Annotated in this window: 14 protein-coding genes and 2 pseudogenes; 5 read left to right on the forward strand and 11 right to left on the reverse strand. The window is 30.0% G+C overall.

Features of this window, described 5'->3' with window-relative positions; translation table 11 throughout:
• Nucleotides 1–316: 316 nt before the first annotated feature.
• A complete protein-coding gene (locus B2P65_RS09810; RefSeq protein WP_346880075.1) occupies nt 317–2,041 on the reverse strand; it encodes a YcaO-like family protein in 1,725 nt (574 codons plus the stop codon).
• Between the two features lie 493 nt (nt 2,042–2,534).
• Nucleotides 2,535–2,921: a pyridoxamine 5'-phosphate oxidase family protein gene (locus B2P65_RS09815; RefSeq protein ID WP_346880076.1), complete on the reverse strand. Its 387-nt coding sequence runs from the start codon at nt 2,919–2,921 to the stop codon at nt 2,535–2,537.
• Nucleotides 2,922–3,085: 164 nt separating this feature from the next.
• On the opposite strand from B2P65_RS09815, the gene B2P65_RS09820 reads away from it, so the two are divergent.
• Nucleotides 3,086–3,472, forward strand: a complete 387-nt coding sequence (locus B2P65_RS09820; protein ID WP_346846376.1) for a helix-turn-helix domain-containing protein — start codon at nt 3,086–3,088, stop codon at nt 3,470–3,472.
• 149 nt (nt 3,473–3,621) lie between these two features.
• On the opposite strand, the gene B2P65_RS09825 is transcribed toward B2P65_RS09820, so the two are convergent.
• The 4 genes from B2P65_RS09825 to rsgA all read right to left on the reverse strand — a co-directional run bounded on the left by B2P65_RS09825 (nt 3,622) and on the right by rsgA (nt 7,425).
• Nucleotides 3,622–4,464, reverse strand: coding sequence for a nitroreductase family protein (locus B2P65_RS09825; RefSeq protein WP_346880077.1), 843 nt, complete (start codon nt 4,462–4,464; stop codon nt 3,622–3,624).
• Between the two features lie 114 nt (nt 4,465–4,578).
• Complete coding sequence (locus B2P65_RS09830; protein WP_346880078.1) at nt 4,579–5,046, reverse strand: flavodoxin domain-containing protein; 468 nt, start codon at nt 5,044–5,046, stop codon at nt 4,579–4,581.
• A gap of 200 nt (nt 5,047–5,246) precedes the next feature.
• Complete coding sequence (locus B2P65_RS09835; protein WP_346880079.1) at nt 5,247–6,350, reverse strand: GNAT family N-acetyltransferase; 1,104 nt, start codon at nt 6,348–6,350, stop codon at nt 5,247–5,249.
• Nucleotide 6,351: 1 nt separating this feature from the next.
• Complete coding sequence (gene rsgA, locus B2P65_RS09840; protein ID WP_346880080.1) at nt 6,352–7,425, reverse strand: ribosome small subunit-dependent GTPase A; 1,074 nt, start codon at nt 7,423–7,425, stop codon at nt 6,352–6,354.
• A gap of 827 nt (nt 7,426–8,252) precedes the next feature.
• On the opposite strand from rsgA, the gene B2P65_RS09845 reads away from it, so the two are divergent.
• Nucleotides 8,253–9,116 carry an AraC family transcriptional regulator gene (locus B2P65_RS09845; protein ID WP_346880081.1) on the forward strand — a complete coding sequence of 288 codons (864 nt, stop codon included), beginning with the start codon at nt 8,253–8,255 and terminating at the stop codon, nt 9,114–9,116.
• 400 nt (nt 9,117–9,516) lie between these two features.
• Here the strand turns inward: B2P65_RS09845 and B2P65_RS09850 are convergent, their stop codons facing one another.
• Nucleotides 9,517–9,801 (reverse strand): hypothetical protein, encoded by a 285-nt coding sequence (locus tag B2P65_RS09850; protein ID WP_346879272.1) that lies wholly within the window; start codon nt 9,799–9,801, stop codon nt 9,517–9,519.
• A 637-nt stretch (nt 9,802–10,438) separates the two neighbouring features.
• Here B2P65_RS09850 and B2P65_RS09855 point away from each other — a divergent pair.
• Nucleotides 10,439–10,939: a DUF4489 domain-containing protein gene (locus tag B2P65_RS09855; protein ID WP_346879273.1), complete on the forward strand. Its 501-nt coding sequence runs from the start codon at nt 10,439–10,441 to the stop codon at nt 10,937–10,939.
• A 496-nt stretch (nt 10,940–11,435) separates the two neighbouring features.
• On the opposite strand, the gene B2P65_RS09860 is transcribed toward B2P65_RS09855, so the two are convergent.
• Together B2P65_RS09860 and B2P65_RS09865 are read right to left on the reverse strand one after the other, a co-directional pair.
• Nucleotides 11,436–11,780, reverse strand: coding sequence for a DUF1048 domain-containing protein (locus tag B2P65_RS09860; protein ID WP_346880112.1), 345 nt, complete (start codon nt 11,778–11,780; stop codon nt 11,436–11,438).
• Nucleotides 11,760–11,974: pseudogene (locus tag B2P65_RS09865) on the reverse strand (DUF1048 domain-containing protein); the annotation flags it as partial. The gene B2P65_RS09860 and the pseudogene B2P65_RS09865, both read right to left, overlap by 21 nt.
• A 463-nt stretch (nt 11,975–12,437) precedes the next feature.
• Here B2P65_RS09865 and B2P65_RS09870 point away from each other — a divergent pair.
• Nucleotides 12,438–12,980, forward strand: a complete 543-nt coding sequence (locus B2P65_RS09870) for a nitroreductase family protein (protein ID WP_346877070.1) — start codon at nt 12,438–12,440, stop codon at nt 12,978–12,980.
• A 75-nt stretch (nt 12,981–13,055) separates the two neighbouring features.
• Here the strand turns inward: B2P65_RS09870 and B2P65_RS09875 are convergent, their stop codons facing one another.
• Nucleotides 13,056–14,270 carry an FAD-dependent oxidoreductase gene (locus B2P65_RS09875; RefSeq protein WP_346877071.1) on the reverse strand — a complete coding sequence of 405 codons (1,215 nt, stop codon included), beginning with the start codon at nt 14,268–14,270 and terminating at the stop codon, nt 13,056–13,058.
• Nucleotides 14,271–14,812: 542 nt separating this feature from the next.
• Here B2P65_RS09875 and B2P65_RS09880 point away from each other — a divergent pair.
• Nucleotides 14,813–15,304 (forward strand): annotated as a pseudogene (locus B2P65_RS09880) (cupin domain-containing protein); the annotation flags it as partial.
• Between the two features lie 270 nt (nt 15,305–15,574).
• Here B2P65_RS09880 and B2P65_RS09885 read toward each other — a convergent pair.
• Complete coding sequence (locus B2P65_RS09885; protein ID WP_346846370.1) at nt 15,575–16,945, reverse strand: hypothetical protein; 1,371 nt, start codon at nt 16,943–16,945, stop codon at nt 15,575–15,577.
• Nucleotides 16,946–16,960: the final 15 nt, after the last annotated feature.

Below are 16,960 nucleotides of genomic sequence, written 5' to 3' on the forward strand. Positions count from 1 at the left end.
CGATAACTGGTTTCTTAACTACATTACTCTTAACTTTGATAATTTTCATTTGGTTTCCTCCTTTCTTTTTATATAGCATGATGAATACTATATAGCTTGCATCATTGCTACATTTATATCTATTGAAATGGTAAGTTTTCTCCCTTTAGGATATATATACATCATTAATTTGTATATATCCTAAGTTAAAATCTTAAGTAGAATCCTATACCAGTTTCATCAAAGCAATTAAACACTCCTAATATTTATATTAATTTTGATTAAATTTAAGCTTGTACTACTAAAAAATAACATTAAATTCAATCTACTATTACAATTATTTTCTTATTAAGTTATATATAGTCTTTTCATTTTTGCATTTACACATTGCAGAATATTCACAGTTCAAACAATCATTACTACAATTTAGTGGATAGAAATATTCAAAAGGGTTATTATCTACATCACTCATAACCTCATCAACTATTTCTTCATCAAAATAGCAGTATAACAATTGACTAATGTGCTGATTGTTATCATGTTCAATTTTTAAAGCCAAGTATAATTCATAACAATAGTAATACCTACTACTTGGGTCAGAAGGATTTAGCGTCTCATTATATTTTCTCATCCATAGAAGAGCATTCTCAAGATCATTAACTTTGATATAAAGAAGACACATGAACAATTTTATGGAAACAATGGAGTAAATATTATCATCAGTAAGCTTAATATCATCAATAAAAATGTCAAGAGTGTGATTTTCAGAATAGTTTTTTTTCTTTAGAAATTCAATCACAAAATAAGCTTCATCAGTAGATATGTCATGCAACTTAAATTGTATGATATTTCGAAGCCTTTCATAATCAATGCAATCTTCAATCACCACCGGATCCATAACATTGAATAATTCACTCATCCCGGGAACTAAAATACGATAAGCTAATATCTCAGACTTTGTTACATCTCTCACAAAAATAGAATGACCTAAATCATTAATCAAAGAAATCAATTCAAATAGCATCTCTTGATTATCAACATAAGATTTCTTCTCAAAACTTCCCTCATATGATGGATTTCCCACAAAAAATGTTGACGGATATCGACCTGAACTATCTACAAATATTTCTATAAAATTATCAATATCGCCACCTTCTTTTAAGAAATCACTTCCCCGTGTCATCCCTTCGAAATCTTCAATCTTTTTACCTTGCATTAATTCTGTAAAACAACGCTCAACAGCAACCTCAAGTGATGGATGTGCAGCAGCTTTTACAAAGTAAGAAATATCCTTACAGTTGTACAGAACCAGACCAATGGCTGGAATCCCTCTCCCCAGAGAGAAATCCTTTAATTCTACTTTATAATTTCCAGTTTCCTCAATTGCATCTATCCAATTAATAACATCTGGCATGTTATTTTTAACCTCAGTAGTAATAGTAGGTGGTGTAATATGTTTTTCTATAATTTCTTTGATTACAAACCTTTCTAAAATTTCCGATATTCCTTGGACAAAAGCCTCCGCCTTAGTGTTTCCTGCCACCATTCCGTTGGTACCATAATAAAGATCTACAATATCTATAGGTAGGGCTATCACTTCATCATTTTGAATATTGTGAAATCTTTCATATCTAATATACTCTCCTGATGAATAACTAAACTGCTGCATTTTTTCAAGTATTTTATCATCAGTCTCTCCTTGCACACAGTTTATCCAATAAGATAAATTAGAATAAATAACATCATCATTCTGTTTCTCAACAAAAGAATCATCGCTATATTTACAATTATCTTTTAAAAGACTTCTCCCTTTAAATCTAAAAAAGGCGAGATTTTGCAATCTTTCCATAATCTCACCATAAGCACTTGCCAGTGCATATATCTTATCTGTTCCTTTCCCGCATGTATAGAAATCAGTTCCATCCACCACTAATGCTACTGAATATAGTCCATGAAAACTATCGAACCATGTTTCAGTCACAAAAACTCCCCAATTTGATAGTGCTCTTCTTGCCGTTTCAATTGTTTCTAACGGTTTTCTGTCCTTGAATTTTTGATACATCATTATATCTCCTTTCAGCCTATTAAGCCTCGATACCTTAGCCCATTCTATAGAAACATTTTATTAATATATTTGTATCATTAAGTTTTGTATTGTTAATTTTTTTACTATTAGTTTATTTTCAAATGAATATCTCAACGAATAATTTACCATTAATTACATTTTAATTATATTTTAGGAGTATGTCTACAAAAAGTATTCGTCAATTATCAACTTTATACTAATTTATTCGCCTTGCAATTAGAATGAAATTTTTGTCCAATACTTTTTTTCAACAAAAGTGTTGCATTTATCATGTTGTTTTTAATATATGTATTATTTTATTTACAATATATCTTTTTATTATTTATTGGTTTAAAAATAAAAATAAACGGCGGCTCTGATATCACAAAACCACCGCAAGTAAAATATTAGAGTGCAGAAACTTCTCTGCACTAAGAACGATTTTTTTCTTTATGAAAGTGTCAGTCAACTAACCGTAATGTAAATGCTATTAGAGTTCATTTTTATTGTTAGCACCAGGAGTAGTGACAATAACTTTCTCCGGAGTAATAATCAATGCACCCTTTGCAGTAAGTTCTCCCTTAAACATATCAGAAACTACGTTCTTAAATGTGTCAACCATTGGTCCCTCAGTAATATATTGAGCAGTACCCTTAATCTGATACCCCTCCATTGTGGATGTGTTACTGGCTGAAACCGCAATTTTTCCGTTTGCTCTGATGTTGTTTAATGTAGTTTCCAAAAATACATCCCCAACTACCAGCTTACCATCATCTGTCACGTTCTTAAATGCTACAGGTACAGCATTTGGCTCAGTTGAATAGGTTGCTAGATACCACATCTGTTCTTTAAATAGTTTAATTACTTTTTCATTCATATAAATTCCTCCTTTATTTGATAATAGCTTAAGCATAGATTTATTATATTCTTCACACTCATTCTCCAAAAGATATAAGCAAATTATTGAGTTACTATTAAATTTAATAGCAACTTGTTGCATTAGAGTATTAGAATTATAATTTATAAATGGAGGTGAAAAAAATGTATCAACCTAAATTAGAAAAAGATATTCGCTGCCCTCTTGAATATGGACTGGAAATATTCGGTGGAAAATGGAAGTCACGTATCATCTGTGTATTAGCTGAAAAGAAAATCTTGCGATATAGTTCCTTAAGAAAAGAAATGATGAATATTACTGATGCTGTTCTGTCAGCTACATTGAAAGAGCTGATTGCTGATGAAATTGTACACCGCCAATCCTACGACGAGATTCCTCCCAGAGTAGAATACACTTTGACGCACAAGGGACAATCAGTAGTTCCAATACTTCAAAGTATTTGTCACTGGTCAGGGGCATATCACAAAGAAGATTCTGAACACATAATGGTGCAATGCCAAAAGTGTGATTATATATTTGAAAATAAATAATGTTTTCGGAAAGTACGGACTGTATGAAAACTACATACACCATAAATACCAATTAATACTTTTGCATTTTTGTATACCCTATAAAAAACTCCCCTCAGACCGTAGTCCAAGGGGAGTTTAAACATAAATAAATTACATAATATCTTATCCTATTCTCTAATCCAAGAAAACACATATTCCATATGGTCTGGCAATTCTAATTCTGGTTCACATTCTGTATCAAAATAACCTATGAGCCCCTTTTCTTTAACTGAAAAATCAAAGTGAGCTGCAGCAATTCCCATATCCACCCTTTGAATATCATATGGAAAACTGTCACTATATCCCGGCTGTTTATACTCATAAAAGTGGCATGCATTATCCTTTATTAGAATTCTCCAAGGCTGCTTATTTGATGCTGATGGGCCTAAGCGAACCATTTCTAAAGGAACCTCTAGCTCTCCTGCTTTTTCTTTTGTAAGAGTTGTCTGAAAATCATTTATATAAAACAATTGATTCCATTCTTTACGCTGATCTGCTTTTATCATTTTTCTCATTACAATTTCTTTCATATGCTTCTTTGTAGAAGCATAACCATAGGGAGTTATGATTGGAAATATTTCATCTTCTTCTATATTCATAGCCTTTGCAAATCCTTTACGATTAAAGGTTCCCCCTAACCAACAGGTCCCAAGTTCAAGATGAGCTAAATAAAGAATAACTGCTTCTAGTTCATATCCTAGGGCTTCTAATGCCATTGGTACTAATTTAATAGTTGTTCCAATATATTGCATTGCCCCCTTAATAACACCGTAAGTTCCAAGCTTATCTTCATCCTTCATTTCCCTATTGTCAAGATAATGAAAGTTAACTTTTTTCCCAAAAGGATTATCTAAGGAATTAACAAAGGATTCAATTGCCTTTCTTTTATCTAGTTCAACCTCTTGTTCTTTATAATTTCTTACGCTGTATCGTTTTTTCACTGATTCTTCTATTGAAAAATTAATATTCATTGATGTTTCTCCCTTCTATAATAAATATCTTCTGATTTTACTCAACTATAATATAAATAAATATTTTTTTGTTATTAGATAAGAAGATTAATACCCTGAGTTAATAACCTAAGTTTAAAGTGAATCCAGTACCCTTATAATAAATCCTTCTGCTTCTTTAAAATCTCTTTGATTGGGATGCCCTTGTGATAATCTGCCCATAATATTAAAAAGCTTTTTGTTAGTAAAATCCTTTGCTATAAAGCTACCTTTACAGGCAAAGCTCCCCTTGTTTATTGCTCCTTTTGACTCTAAAAGTTTAATTAGCCTATTATTATAGAGCTTCATCCCAACTCCACTGGTTGAAAATACAAAAACATTTTTATCTGCTAAATTCAACTTATCAGCCAAATTAAAAAGCTTTGGTGAGAAACTCTCCTTGTATACTCCAGAACCAAATCCAATCAGATCATAACTTTCTATGTCTAAATCACTAACATCTCTTATATTAATTAACTCCGAATCGATTTTGTCAGCCAATATCCGTGCAATTACTTCAGTGTTTTTTTTATAATCAGAACAATATATTATCAGCGATTTCATAAATCATACCCCCACTTAATTTCCTTTTAATAAAATTATACCTGAAATATTTATAAAATATGTTAATATTCTTAACAAAGCTCACATTAAACTATGAGAGTGAAGGGACATACAACAAACTTTATTGCTCAATTAACTTCTTCATTTTCCACACCATTCTAAATCATATAAAGAGCAAATGCAATACTCAAAATAGTCTCCTACATTTTTAATTCAGCTTCAATCCTTATGCTATCCTCTAAATCATAGAGATATTCACATAGTGGACTTGATTTTAATGATTCAATGCCTTTCCATCCATTTTTCAAGGCAATTTGATAATATCTTTTCGCTTCTTCCCTCTTATTGATTTTAAAGTAAGCACATGCTGCGTTATAATATTGCCATAGGAACCCATGGTTATTTTCAAATGCTCTAGTATAAAATTCAGCTGAAAGCTTGTAATTAACATTTTTCTTGAGATAATAATTACCATTTATTAAATAATTATCGTACAAATCATACCACCCAAAATACACTTTAATATTCTTTTTTTGCTCAAATCCAACTTTTTCAGCTAATTTATAGGATGGAATATTATTATCCCAACAGTGCCAACCTACATTTTTTATATTGTTATTTTTACAATTATTTAAAGCTGCAATAACCACTTGTGTGCAATATCCTTTTTTTCTATAATCCTCTTCTGTTTCTACTCCTAGTTCACATCTATCTTCAACTACACAGTCAGCTATACATCTGCTTACAACACCCCCATCAATTATATATACATATCCAAATCCCTTTTCTAAAAAATTATCAATTGAAGACCAGTTTTCAATTATACTTTCTCTTACATCATCAATTTCTTTCAAATTACTATCTAGCAACATTTCTCTATCTATTTTTTTTACCTTTTCCGATACTTCCACATTATGAAATTTATCTATTTCTAGTTCTAGGTATCTTCTATCATCCTCCATTGGATATAAAGAATTAAATATATCTTTAAACGAATTTTCCCATTCCTTTGAAGAATAAAAAACTATATAATCTACCTTACTTTTTTCTAATGCTTTTTTAAAAATATCATCTTTCAATACATTATTTAACTCACAATTAAAGTCATCATCTTTTGCATTTCCTGCGAAATACATACCTTCGGGACTTATTATTAATGCTGTTGTTGGATTGTCCACATTGTTAACAAAAATCCTGCCTGGATTGATTTTATTTATAACACTGAAAATTGATAAATTATATTCTAAATCTATAAATAAATCCGTAACCTTATTAAAATCAGCTCTATTAAGTTCTACTACCATACTACATACATCCCCTCTTACTTTTCCTACTTTTAAATATTTCATATTGCCTTTTTTCTTTACTTAACCTTTTTATCTCACCTAACTGCTTCATATAACTTTCAAATCTTTCTTGACTTATGATACCATCTTCTATAGCTTGTTTTATTGCACAGCCTGGCTCTTTATCATGGTTGCAATCCTTAAACTTGCAATTTTCTGCTAAACTAGCTACATCCTTAAAACTTTCTTCAACTCCATTTTCATCACCCCAAAGCTGAAGCTCTCTAAGCCCTGGAGTATCAATTATCATTGCACCAGAATCATGATAAAATAGTTCCTTGCTAGTTGTTGTATGTCTACCTTTTCCATTAGCTGAACTAACAGAGCCTGTTTTCTGCTTTTCTTCCCCAAGCAAATAATTAATAATAGTTGATTTTCCTACTCCTGAAGAACCAAAGAATACTACTGTTTTACCATATGATAGGTACTCCTTAAAAACCTCCATGCCTATATTACTTATAGCACTAATGCAGTAAATAGGTATTCCTATTGCAATATCATTTACTTTTGTTTTATATTCATCAATGTTATTACATGCATCTGCTTTATTTAGAATGATTACTGGATTTACTCCACTGTTATATGCTAATGTAATATATCTTTCTATTCTTGTAATATTAAAGTTTCCATCAAGCCCACTTACAATGAAAGCTGTATCTATATTTGAAGCTACAACCTGCTCCTCAATGTGCCCTCCTACTATTATTCCATTTCTAATCTTTCTTCCACCAGATATAGGCTGTTTTCTTGCAAAACAATTCTTTCTAGGCAAAACTCCTTGAATTATTCCTTGGGTGCTGCCTTCTATTAACTGAACAGCTACCCAATCCCCAATTGCTGGCAAGTCTTTACTGTATGCTACATTATATCTAAATTTACCTGCAAGCTTTGCAGCTATTATACCTTTTTCATAATGTAGTAAATAGTTATTTTTCTGCTGCGAAACTATTCTTCCAGCAATAAGACCTTTATTAAAATACCTTCTAAATTCTTCTTCAAAATAATTATTCCAACCTAGTTTTTCTAAATTCATAAAATCTTCCTTTCATCACAATAACTTATATCACTAAGCCTAATTCGTAAATTATTGCAATATCACGGCTTTATTGAACCTTCATTTATTTTAAATCCATAATATAAAACATTATTATAAGGGTTAGAACAAATTAGTTTAATCCGTCTTCCAAAAAAAGGATACAAAAATCCCGCAAAGAGAATAGACCTCTTGCGGGATAATAAATTTATAGGCATAAAAAAAACACGATAACCTGCATCGCGTTAACAACCAAAATTATTTAAGCCGAACAGTTATACTCATAACATTAGCAAAAGGCAACACAAATAAATGGCATCTTCATCGATTTTTAAAAACCTTTTGCTCTATATTTAATTAGTTCAAAACCACCTCAAATATTGCTGTCATAATAACACTCCCTTCGACTTCATATTAAATTAAGCTATAGTAAAATATTAATTCATTATTTTTCCAATGTCAATACAATTTTTATATAAAGGTAATATTTAGTAAATAGTTTTTAACTAATAGTAAGCCATGATTTATGCCGATGACAAGGGGCTGATTGGATATAAAGTTACTTGATTCATACATATGCTGTACCTAATACAAATGTATAATACTTCTCAGTGATCTTGGGAATCAATATATTTATAGTCAATTTCAACAAATGATAGCAGAGAAAAATTTATTCATTCCTTTATCAGTAAAGTCAACCCTTATGATAGTGCATGATTTATGTCTTAGTTATTGATATAGGTCCAATTCGATATTTTTTATGTAAAAAAAGTCGAGCATGAAAAAAGCAGCTTTGATATTATGTAGATATGGAAGGGGAGACGATAATGTTAAAAGATTTAAATAAGGTAATTGATTATATTGAAGATCATTTAACTGATGACCTATCTCTTGAAATAATTTCTATTTATGCTGGTGTTTCTGATTTTCATTTTAGGAAAATATTCTTTTATCTTTCAGATATAACGCTTAGTGAATATATTAAAAATCGAAAATTATCTGAAGCTAGTATGAATTTATTACATGGAGAAAAAGTTACTGATGTTGCTTTAAAATACGGTTATCAATCAATGGATGGTTTTACTCGAGCCTTTAAAAAATGGTGTGGTTTTTTACCCTCAGAAGTTATGAAAAATGGTATCATTAAAACTTTTCCTAAACTTTCATTTGTTATAACAGTTAAAGGAGGAATTAATATGGAATTTAAAATTGAAGACAAACCCGCATTTAATTTAGTAGGTGTAAGCAAAAGAGTCCCTATGCAATTTGAAGGTGTTAATAATGAAATTGTGAAGCTTGCACAAAGCATCACTGAAGAACAAAGGAAAGAAATGCATTCTCTTCAAAACATTGAGCCCTATGAAATAGTCAATGCTTCTTATGAGGCTGACGCTAATTTCTTAAGAGAAGAAGGAGATTTAACTCACTTGATAGGTGTTTTAACAACTACAAATCAAGTGAGTGATCAATTAGAAAAAGTGCCTGTAGATGCATATACTTGGGCAATCTTCCCAAACGAAGGTCCATTTCCATCGACTCTACAAAATACAATGGCAAAAGTATACTCTGAATGGCTTCTATCATCCGATTATGAAGTAATTAATGCCCCTACATTTTCTTTTACTAAAATGGATAGAGACAAAAAAGATTATGCTTATAGTGAAGTTTGGATTCCTGTTCGGAAGAGATAAAAACTAAAAAATTTAAAATCTATCCTATCAACTACCCTATTACATTCAGGGTAGTTGATATATTACCGCTCGGATTCTTTGGGAGCCCTTGCATGGGTGGTTGTAAAAAATATTATTATTCTTAAAAAAGGCTTACGATTAAAAGTAAGCGTTTTTACTATTAAATAACAATGAATGTTATTTATGAAATTATGACCTAATAAAATTAGTTTTATTATCAATAGAAGTCATGCAATAAAGTATTTATTTCAGCTATCCTATCTCTTACTAATTTTAAATCCTTTAAGTATTTAGGTTGTCTCATTCCTAAAACGTTTAAAAACATTAATTTTTCAAATGATATTATTAAAAATTCATCTTTTTCAATTGCGTCCTCTGAAAGAAACTTATAATCAAACAATCAAATACTTTTCCACATTTCAAATTCATATTTACAAACTCCAAAGTCATCGTATATTTCCTTTACATTATTAGGATACTTAAATGATAGTAATTCATAATCTTCTTGTGTTATGACAAAATCAATGTCTTTACCTGATTCTCTTATCTTATAATATTCCTTAGCTTTTCCACCTATCAATAAAGGATTTGATGAAAACTGAAAGTTTAGCTTATTAAGATTAATATCTAAATCCTCTATATTTAAACAATTTTCTAATAATACTCTTGTAAAATCATTTTTCATAATTGTTTAATACCCCCTGTATTTTGCCTTGATTCATTATAAGAGCGATTATATAGATTAAGTAATTTAATTTCAAATGATAAAAGTATGCTGAACTACTCCATGAATTTATCAGCTTCAACATTGGTTATATTTCACATTTCTTCTAAAGATCTATTGACTATGTGATATTTTTAAGATAATATAAATTGCATCTTTAAAATATGAATTTAGTAAGTAATATTATCTTATAATGAAGACTTATTAACTAAAATAAATTATGAAACTTAACTATAAAACAAGAGCTTACATTTTGGAATAAATCATAACAAGTATCAAGAGCTTGCCCCTAACAATCTTTACAAGCGCCGCAGGTTATATTATTTTCCTTCGAAAATACTCACTACTTTTGCATATTTATATACCTCCATAAAAAATCCTCTTAGACTGTACTATTTAATTTTCAAAGAACATATTTAACTCAATTCGCTTACTAAAAGCAAATATTCATAAAAAATAATCACTATTATTCATTTATTTGATATCCTGTATTATAAGAATTTTCTAATAAATACTAAATCAGCCTACTCTTAAAAAATTCACATTAATTCTAAGTTGTATTATTAATATTTTTCAATATGCTAGGAGGAAATAATCTATGAATCCAATGTCAGAAGTTGATTTAAATTATGCTCAAAGTTGTAACTGTGACTCCCAATGTCCAGTTGATTTAAAATGCGGTGAACCTGGTCAAGTAGTACTACCTGGCTCACTAGTAGGAACTACCGCTACTGTTGCTACTCTCACCATAGATACTTCTAAATTCTGTAATCCATGTACAAAACTTGAATTTACAAGCAATCTAATTGGAGTAGGTTTTTCCGGAACCTTAATATTTCAATTATTTAAATTCTGTGATAATCAACAGCCACTCCCAATAGGAGGACCATTTTCTTTTACAGTAGCGACGCCATCTCTTATTGCTAGGACGTTCACATTCTTTTTATGTGATTGCGATTCATGTTTAAATGAATGTTGCACCTATGCTGTAATAGTTACAGTCGGTGAAGGTGATGAAGGTGCTATTACAGGTAATATTGGCGTTTTCGCTGCAAGACTATCATCCGTTACTGTAGATAATCCAAAACAAGACTGTTAACTAAATGTAAATTAGAACTTAAATAAATTTCTTTAATCTATTAAATCTATTACATGAAGTTTCCTTTTTATATCTTATGTGTATAATTTACATGATCACTTGCAGGCTAGATAATATACTTACGTATTGAATCTGACCTGCATTTTTAGTCATAATCTTAAATATCTCATCAAATTCCCTACATCTAAAATAATCTATATACATTTCATACAAAACTTATGGTGGCAAATCATATTTTTATTAATATTAAAACAACTTTAATTCGTAATTTGTATAGTCAGCTTAACAACACTTTCAACATGTGTTACCACATTATTCTTATACAATTATACAAAAGGTTATTAATATAATACTCTTTTAGATTAATCTATCCCTATGAGTAAGAACTATACTTAATACAAAGTTAAATTATAATTTTATATATATTCTCATGGCAAAGATATAAAATACAACTATTATCGCTATACATCAAGCAAGGGTAACCCATATCTCTCTTTTACTTTGTTTTATCCGTAACCTTTTTCATGACCTTGTTAACTTCTTGGTCAACAGATTCTTTATAGATGTCAGCGTAGGTTTTTGAATCTTTGATTAAATTGTCGCAGAAAGCCGCTACGTCACTGCCCGTCACTTCGATGATGCCTTTCCCAAAGGCCACACTCTCTTCAAAAAGATCAATAATCCCGGAGAGTAAATCTATCCCGTCGGTTAACTCAACAGGTCCAACCTTAAAAAGATATTTTTGAATCTCTTTATAAACAATCTGAAAATCTTTCGGTAGCGCTTTAACACGCGCTACGTGCACCCGCCACTCTTTTTTGCCTTTGATGTCGTCACCCAGAACATCTTTTACACTCCGACCGTCCACATCCGTTTCTTCGAGCAGGCCAAGCACACCGTCAAGAATTGGCATTAGGTTGCGACCAGTGAAATCCGAGTGTTGCCAAAGATTAACCTTATTTTTTCCCATGCCTCTTGATAATTAGCCGGTAGCTTTTTAGCTCTCGATTCAAAAATTTTCATTTCTTTAGTCATGTTGTTTCCCGTAATATTTTCCAAATAAATCACCTCTTAACTATCTAGTATTACTGATATTTTGTATTACTTACTACCACTATGTAGTATCACGCAGTAGTAGTGTCAATATGATATTTTATTTTTTGTGTTTATTTTTACGAGTGAGATTTAAAATAGTACTAAGATAAATTCCATCTTAAATTTATATCAGCGTCTAAAATTTCTAATCTAACTGCTAAGGACAATTCTGCCTAGCATTATTTATCAACATATTATAATTTTAGCTACATAAGTTATACCATTTTTTTCAATAACCTAAATACTATCTGTAGTTCTTTTATTATTTATAGTTTTACTTAAAGTATAAAAAGTACATATTCACACATACTAAAATACATAAGGACGGCTCTTTTCATAAATTCGAGCTTTAGATTATCATTTTGTAAATTTAAAATTATTGTAATAAGGAAGGTGAATAATAATGGACTTTTATAAAGTAATTGAAAACAGAACAAGCAATAAGAGCTACAAGTCAACTCCTATACCCACAGAAAAATTAGATAAAATTATCAATGCTGCTTTAATGGCACCTTCATGGAAAAATAAAACTTGTTATCGATTTATTTTTATCAATGAACAAAATTTAAGAGAGCAAATCTCCAATACAATTATAAACAAAACTGACAAAACATCAAATGCACTTAAACAAGCGCCAATCATTGCTGTTATAGTTGCAGACCCATCGGAAAGTGGTGATGTTGATAATAAATCATATTTTATGTTGGATTGCGGTATTGCTATGGAACATCTGGTATTGGCAGCAACAAATGAAGGTTATGGAACTTGCTGGGTAGGTTCTTTCGAGGAAGAAGCAGTGCGTAAGATTTTAGATATTCCTGAAAAATTCAAAGTAGTTGCAATGACTCCAATTGGTGAAACCAATGAAGATGATGAACATTATCCACCAAAGGATATCTCACAACATATTTATTACAACAGCTGGAATAATACAAACAGGCAATAATACATTCTTTTCTTTCATAGAAATAGTTTGTGCAACGCCTATTACAAGTTCTGCATCAATAGGGTTGCACAAATTTTAATGTTCAAATCTATCTACTTTAAACAGGTTCAGATCTTTATCTACTTCTCCAGAATATAATTTACTTAACATCATTCCACCTAGCATAGCAAATAATATTCCATTCGCCCCATAACCCAAACAATACCATAATTTAGAATTAGTAGGCTCTTCACCTATAAAACCCAAATTATCTTGAGTAGATGCAAATGCTCCACAATATTTATATTCTATATCTATATTTAAGTTTGGAAATAAGCTTTTTAGTCTTTGTTCTAATATTTCATAACTTTTACTACATAACTTTTCATTATATATATCTGGTATAAAGTTTATATCCTCTCCTCCAATTATTAACCTGTTATCTCTAGTTGTTCTAAAGTAATTATAAGGAACTCTGTTATCTCTAATAACTATGTCTTTATAAATTTCCTCAATGTTATCTATTGGCCTAGTTGCAATATTAAATGTAGTAGTCTTAGTTCCAAATGTCCTTTTAGTGAAAAGTTCTGTATTATACCCTGTAGCTATAATAACAATTTTCCCTTTAACTTTATAACCGTATACAGTTTCTACGGTAACACTATCATTACTATATTTAGCATCTATAACCTCTGTGTTTTCATATGCTCTTAATCCCTCTTTACAACTGACCTCAATTAGATGATGAGTAAATTTATAGGGATCAAATACAGCTCCTCCACCTTTACCTAATACACCTGCCTTTACATCAAATAAAAAAGGATTATTATCTTCATCAATAAATTCTACGGGTAATCCAGCCTCTTTTCTAATATAATACTCTTCTTCCATCTCCTTCTTTTCTAATTTCTTAGCTGTATATAAAAAACTATCTACTCTTTTATAATCACACCTATTACCATATCTATCTATAAACTCTTGAATTTCATCCAATGCCTTTAGTCCTAACTTATATGATTTTATTATATTCTCCATACTCGTATATGCCTTTAGCTCCATAGCATTACTATCAAGCTCATATTCAAGTAATGAGGTTGTTATACTAGTACTGCCGTGACCTATTCTTGATTTCTCTAAAATAACACAATTAATATTACTTTTACTAAAATAGTATCCTAAAATTGCCCCTGTGACTCCTCCACCTATTATTATTACTTCTGTCTCTATATCCTCTGTTAAATACTCATACTGTTTTATCGTTTTGTTAATTCTTGTAAATATACAATCTCCTTGGACATATTGTGTATTCATAATAACCACCTATCTCTTACATAGAATTTTAATTGATATTTTTTAATCCACTCCTCATTCTTTCGTAAATAATCTTCTAATTTTTTTAATATCTCTATATTTTCAGAAACATGAATAATTCATATAACTAACTATAAAATAACGTATTTTATTAGACATACTACAATCCTTTCTTAACCATTCATACTTTGTAGCCTTATTATTTCCTAAAGTTTATGCTTATATCCAAGAAATACTAAACATATATGACAAATTTAGTTTTAAAATTTGTTAATCAAAGTATACTCTCCTCAGATAGTAAAATAGTTGTAGTAGAGAAAAAGTAACGATATTCTCGTACAAGAGATATATTAATGAGAAGTAAATTATGACAAGAAAAAAATACAACTAATAGAAAATATACATAATCAGAAATTCATGAACTTTCTAATTTTAGTGCTATGACCTTGTTGCATAGTATTCCTGTGAATCAAGCACATTTTCCAAACTTGGAGAATACTATAATGTTATAGTTCTATGAAAGGAATAAAAATATGTATCCTAATGAATATATCCCTTATACTGATGAAATTGATTATGAATCAAGATTTAATTTTTTAAGATCTGAATATACTAATAGTTTTATTGAATTGAAGGATTATGGACCAGAACCCTTTGTAGTAAATATTGATGAGGCTACTAAGCAAAATGATACTTTTCGTACTGCTTTATGGACTGGAACTCATTTGCAACTTACCTTGATGAGTATCCCTATTGGAGGAGAAATAGGTTTAGAGATTCACCCTAATCTTGATCAATTCATACGTATTGAAGAAGGTGAAGGACTTGTTAAAATGGGCGACAGAAAAGATAACTTAGATTTTCAAAAAGAGGTCTATGATGATTTTGCCTTCATCATACCAGCTGGTAAATGGCATAATCTAATCAATACAGGTAATACACCAATTAAATTGTACTCTATTTATGCTCCACCTCAGCATCCACGTGATACAGTTCATATAACTAAAGCTGATGCAGACGCTGCTGAAAAGTAAAACAATAACTCCCTTAAAGAGAGACAAAGAAACCTTAGGCTAATCAGAAATTTATCTTAAGTGAGCTTTCTCAGTATACTTGCACAATGGGAAAACCTGCTTGCTTATATAAGTAAACTGGCAAAGTTTTTCAAAACTTGGATACTTAAAAGTAGGCATAAAACCATATATAAACAAAATGCGGTAACTCATTTTTATTGAGCTATCGCATTTAACTTAAATTATCTTATTTAACCAATATTTCTATTGAAATAACTAAGTAGTAAAATATTAATTCATCTTCATAGAAATATTTTTACCATTAGCTAGTAATGTTTTTTCATTAACAGCTATATATAGAACTTCATTATCTAAGTTCTTATCTTCAACAATTTCTATAGATTTTTCTTCTTTATGTGCCATCATCAATGTTTTATCTTTTACAATAAAGTATTTCAATATATGGTCATTTAGATTGTCATCTATAAAATTCTTTTCACTTATATTTGATATATCTAATGTGTCCACAATAGGCCTATATTCATCAATGCTATCCTTTATATTATTTAATGCAAGTGACATTAACCATTTAAGAAATTCTTCAACATCCCATGTTAAGTTATAAGCTCTAACATCAAATACAACATTATTAACTACCCATAAATATGTAGAGTAATATTTAGTTTTAAACATAGCAGAATATTGTCCTAAAAATTCTGGTCCTTTTTCAAAAGGATTTTCACATAATTCTGTAACTGAACCTAATGATAGAAATCTATTTAAAGATATATTATTATCTTTACTTGAAACAAAAACTCTAACCATTATGTTCTCTTTGTCATTACTTATTTTCCATAGCTTAACTACCTCATCTGATCCAGGTAACAAGTCTTCATAATCCAATTTCCAATTTTGTTCCTTTAAGTATGGATACTCACATGGATTAGGCCATTCACAAACAACAAATTTATCTAACATTTCATTATTTCCCTTATGAACATATCCTATTTTTTCTGAAAACTCTCTAGTAAACTGTAAATCAGTAATCTCATCTATTCCCGTATTGTAGCCTAATCTTTTTACACCATCATAATAGGCTATATTTCTTGTATCTCCATGTGCTTTTGTTTGATCAATTGACTTTAGAATATATTTATTAACATCTTCATTTCCAGTATGTGGACCAGCACAGCAATCTCCTATGTTTTTGCTTGATTCTATATAGCAAAAAGCATGATTTCCAAAGGATGTTCTCCTAGGGTCATTAGAATTTAGAATTTTAGCATCACCAGTACTCCCATAAAACGGATTATTACACATTCCTCTTCCTTTTAAATTTGTTTCATTTATATATCCAAAAGGATTCATAAAACAATATTTTGAGTTATAACCATATTGCTTCAAATTACACTGAAGGTAAGCAGCCTCATCATAACAATTACTTATAGAATACATATCATTATGAGCTTTTTGATAAGCATTATAATGAAAAGTGATATCATTAAAATCTCCGTTCACATAAATAAAGTGTGGCGCACCACTATAAATATCATAGCTAGGTGGAGAACTGAAACAACATCTAACCACATCCTCTACTGTTACAGCGGATATATTACTTGATAAAGTAGATTCTTTTTCTTTTATATCTGAATTTATTTTCATTGAGTTTCCACACCC

It is taken from the genome of Clostridium sp. UBA3061, from assembly GCF_002367465.1.
Classification (GTDB): domain Bacteria; phylum Bacillota; class Clostridia; order Clostridiales; family Clostridiaceae; genus Clostridium_J; species Clostridium_J sulfidigenes.

Coding starts and splice junctions, on each gene's coding strand:
- B2P65_RS09820 (WP_346846376.1), top strand. CDS start 3,086: ATGTATCAACCTAAATTAGAAAAAGATATTCGCTGCCCTCTTGAATAT.
- B2P65_RS09815 (WP_346880076.1), bottom strand. CDS start 2,921: ATGAATGAAAAAGTAATTAAACTATTTAAAGAACAGATGTGGTATCTA.
- rsgA (WP_346880080.1), bottom strand. CDS start 7,425: ATGAATTTAGAAAAACTAGGTTGGAATAATTATTTTGAAGAAGAATTT.
- B2P65_RS09825 (WP_346880077.1), bottom strand. CDS start 4,464: ATGAATATTAATTTTTCAATAGAAGAATCAGTGAAAAAACGATACAGC.
- B2P65_RS09855 (WP_346879273.1), top strand. CDS start 10,439: ATGAATCCAATGTCAGAAGTTGATTTAAATTATGCTCAAAGTTGTAAC.
- B2P65_RS09875 (WP_346877071.1), bottom strand. CDS start 14,270: ATGAATACACAATATGTCCAAGGAGATTGTATATTTACAAGAATTAAC.
- B2P65_RS09885 (WP_346846370.1), bottom strand. CDS start 16,945: ATGAAAATAAATTCAGATATAAAAGAAAAAGAATCTACTTTATCAAGT.
- B2P65_RS09870 (WP_346877070.1), top strand. CDS start 12,438: ATGGACTTTTATAAAGTAATTGAAAACAGAACAAGCAATAAGAGCTAC.
- B2P65_RS09845 (WP_346880081.1), top strand. CDS start 8,253: ATGTTAAAAGATTTAAATAAGGTAATTGATTATATTGAAGATCATTTA.
- B2P65_RS09830 (WP_346880078.1), bottom strand. CDS start 5,046: ATGAAATCGCTGATAATATATTGTTCTGATTATAAAAAAAACACTGAA.
- B2P65_RS09835 (WP_346880079.1), bottom strand. CDS start 6,350: ATGGTAGTAGAACTTAATAGAGCTGATTTTAATAAGGTTACGGATTTA.
- B2P65_RS09850 (WP_346879272.1), bottom strand. CDS start 9,801: ATGAAAAATGATTTTACAAGAGTATTATTAGAAAATTGTTTAAATATA.
- B2P65_RS09810 (WP_346880075.1), bottom strand. CDS start 2,041: ATGTATCAAAAATTCAAGGACAGAAAACCGTTAGAAACAATTGAAACG.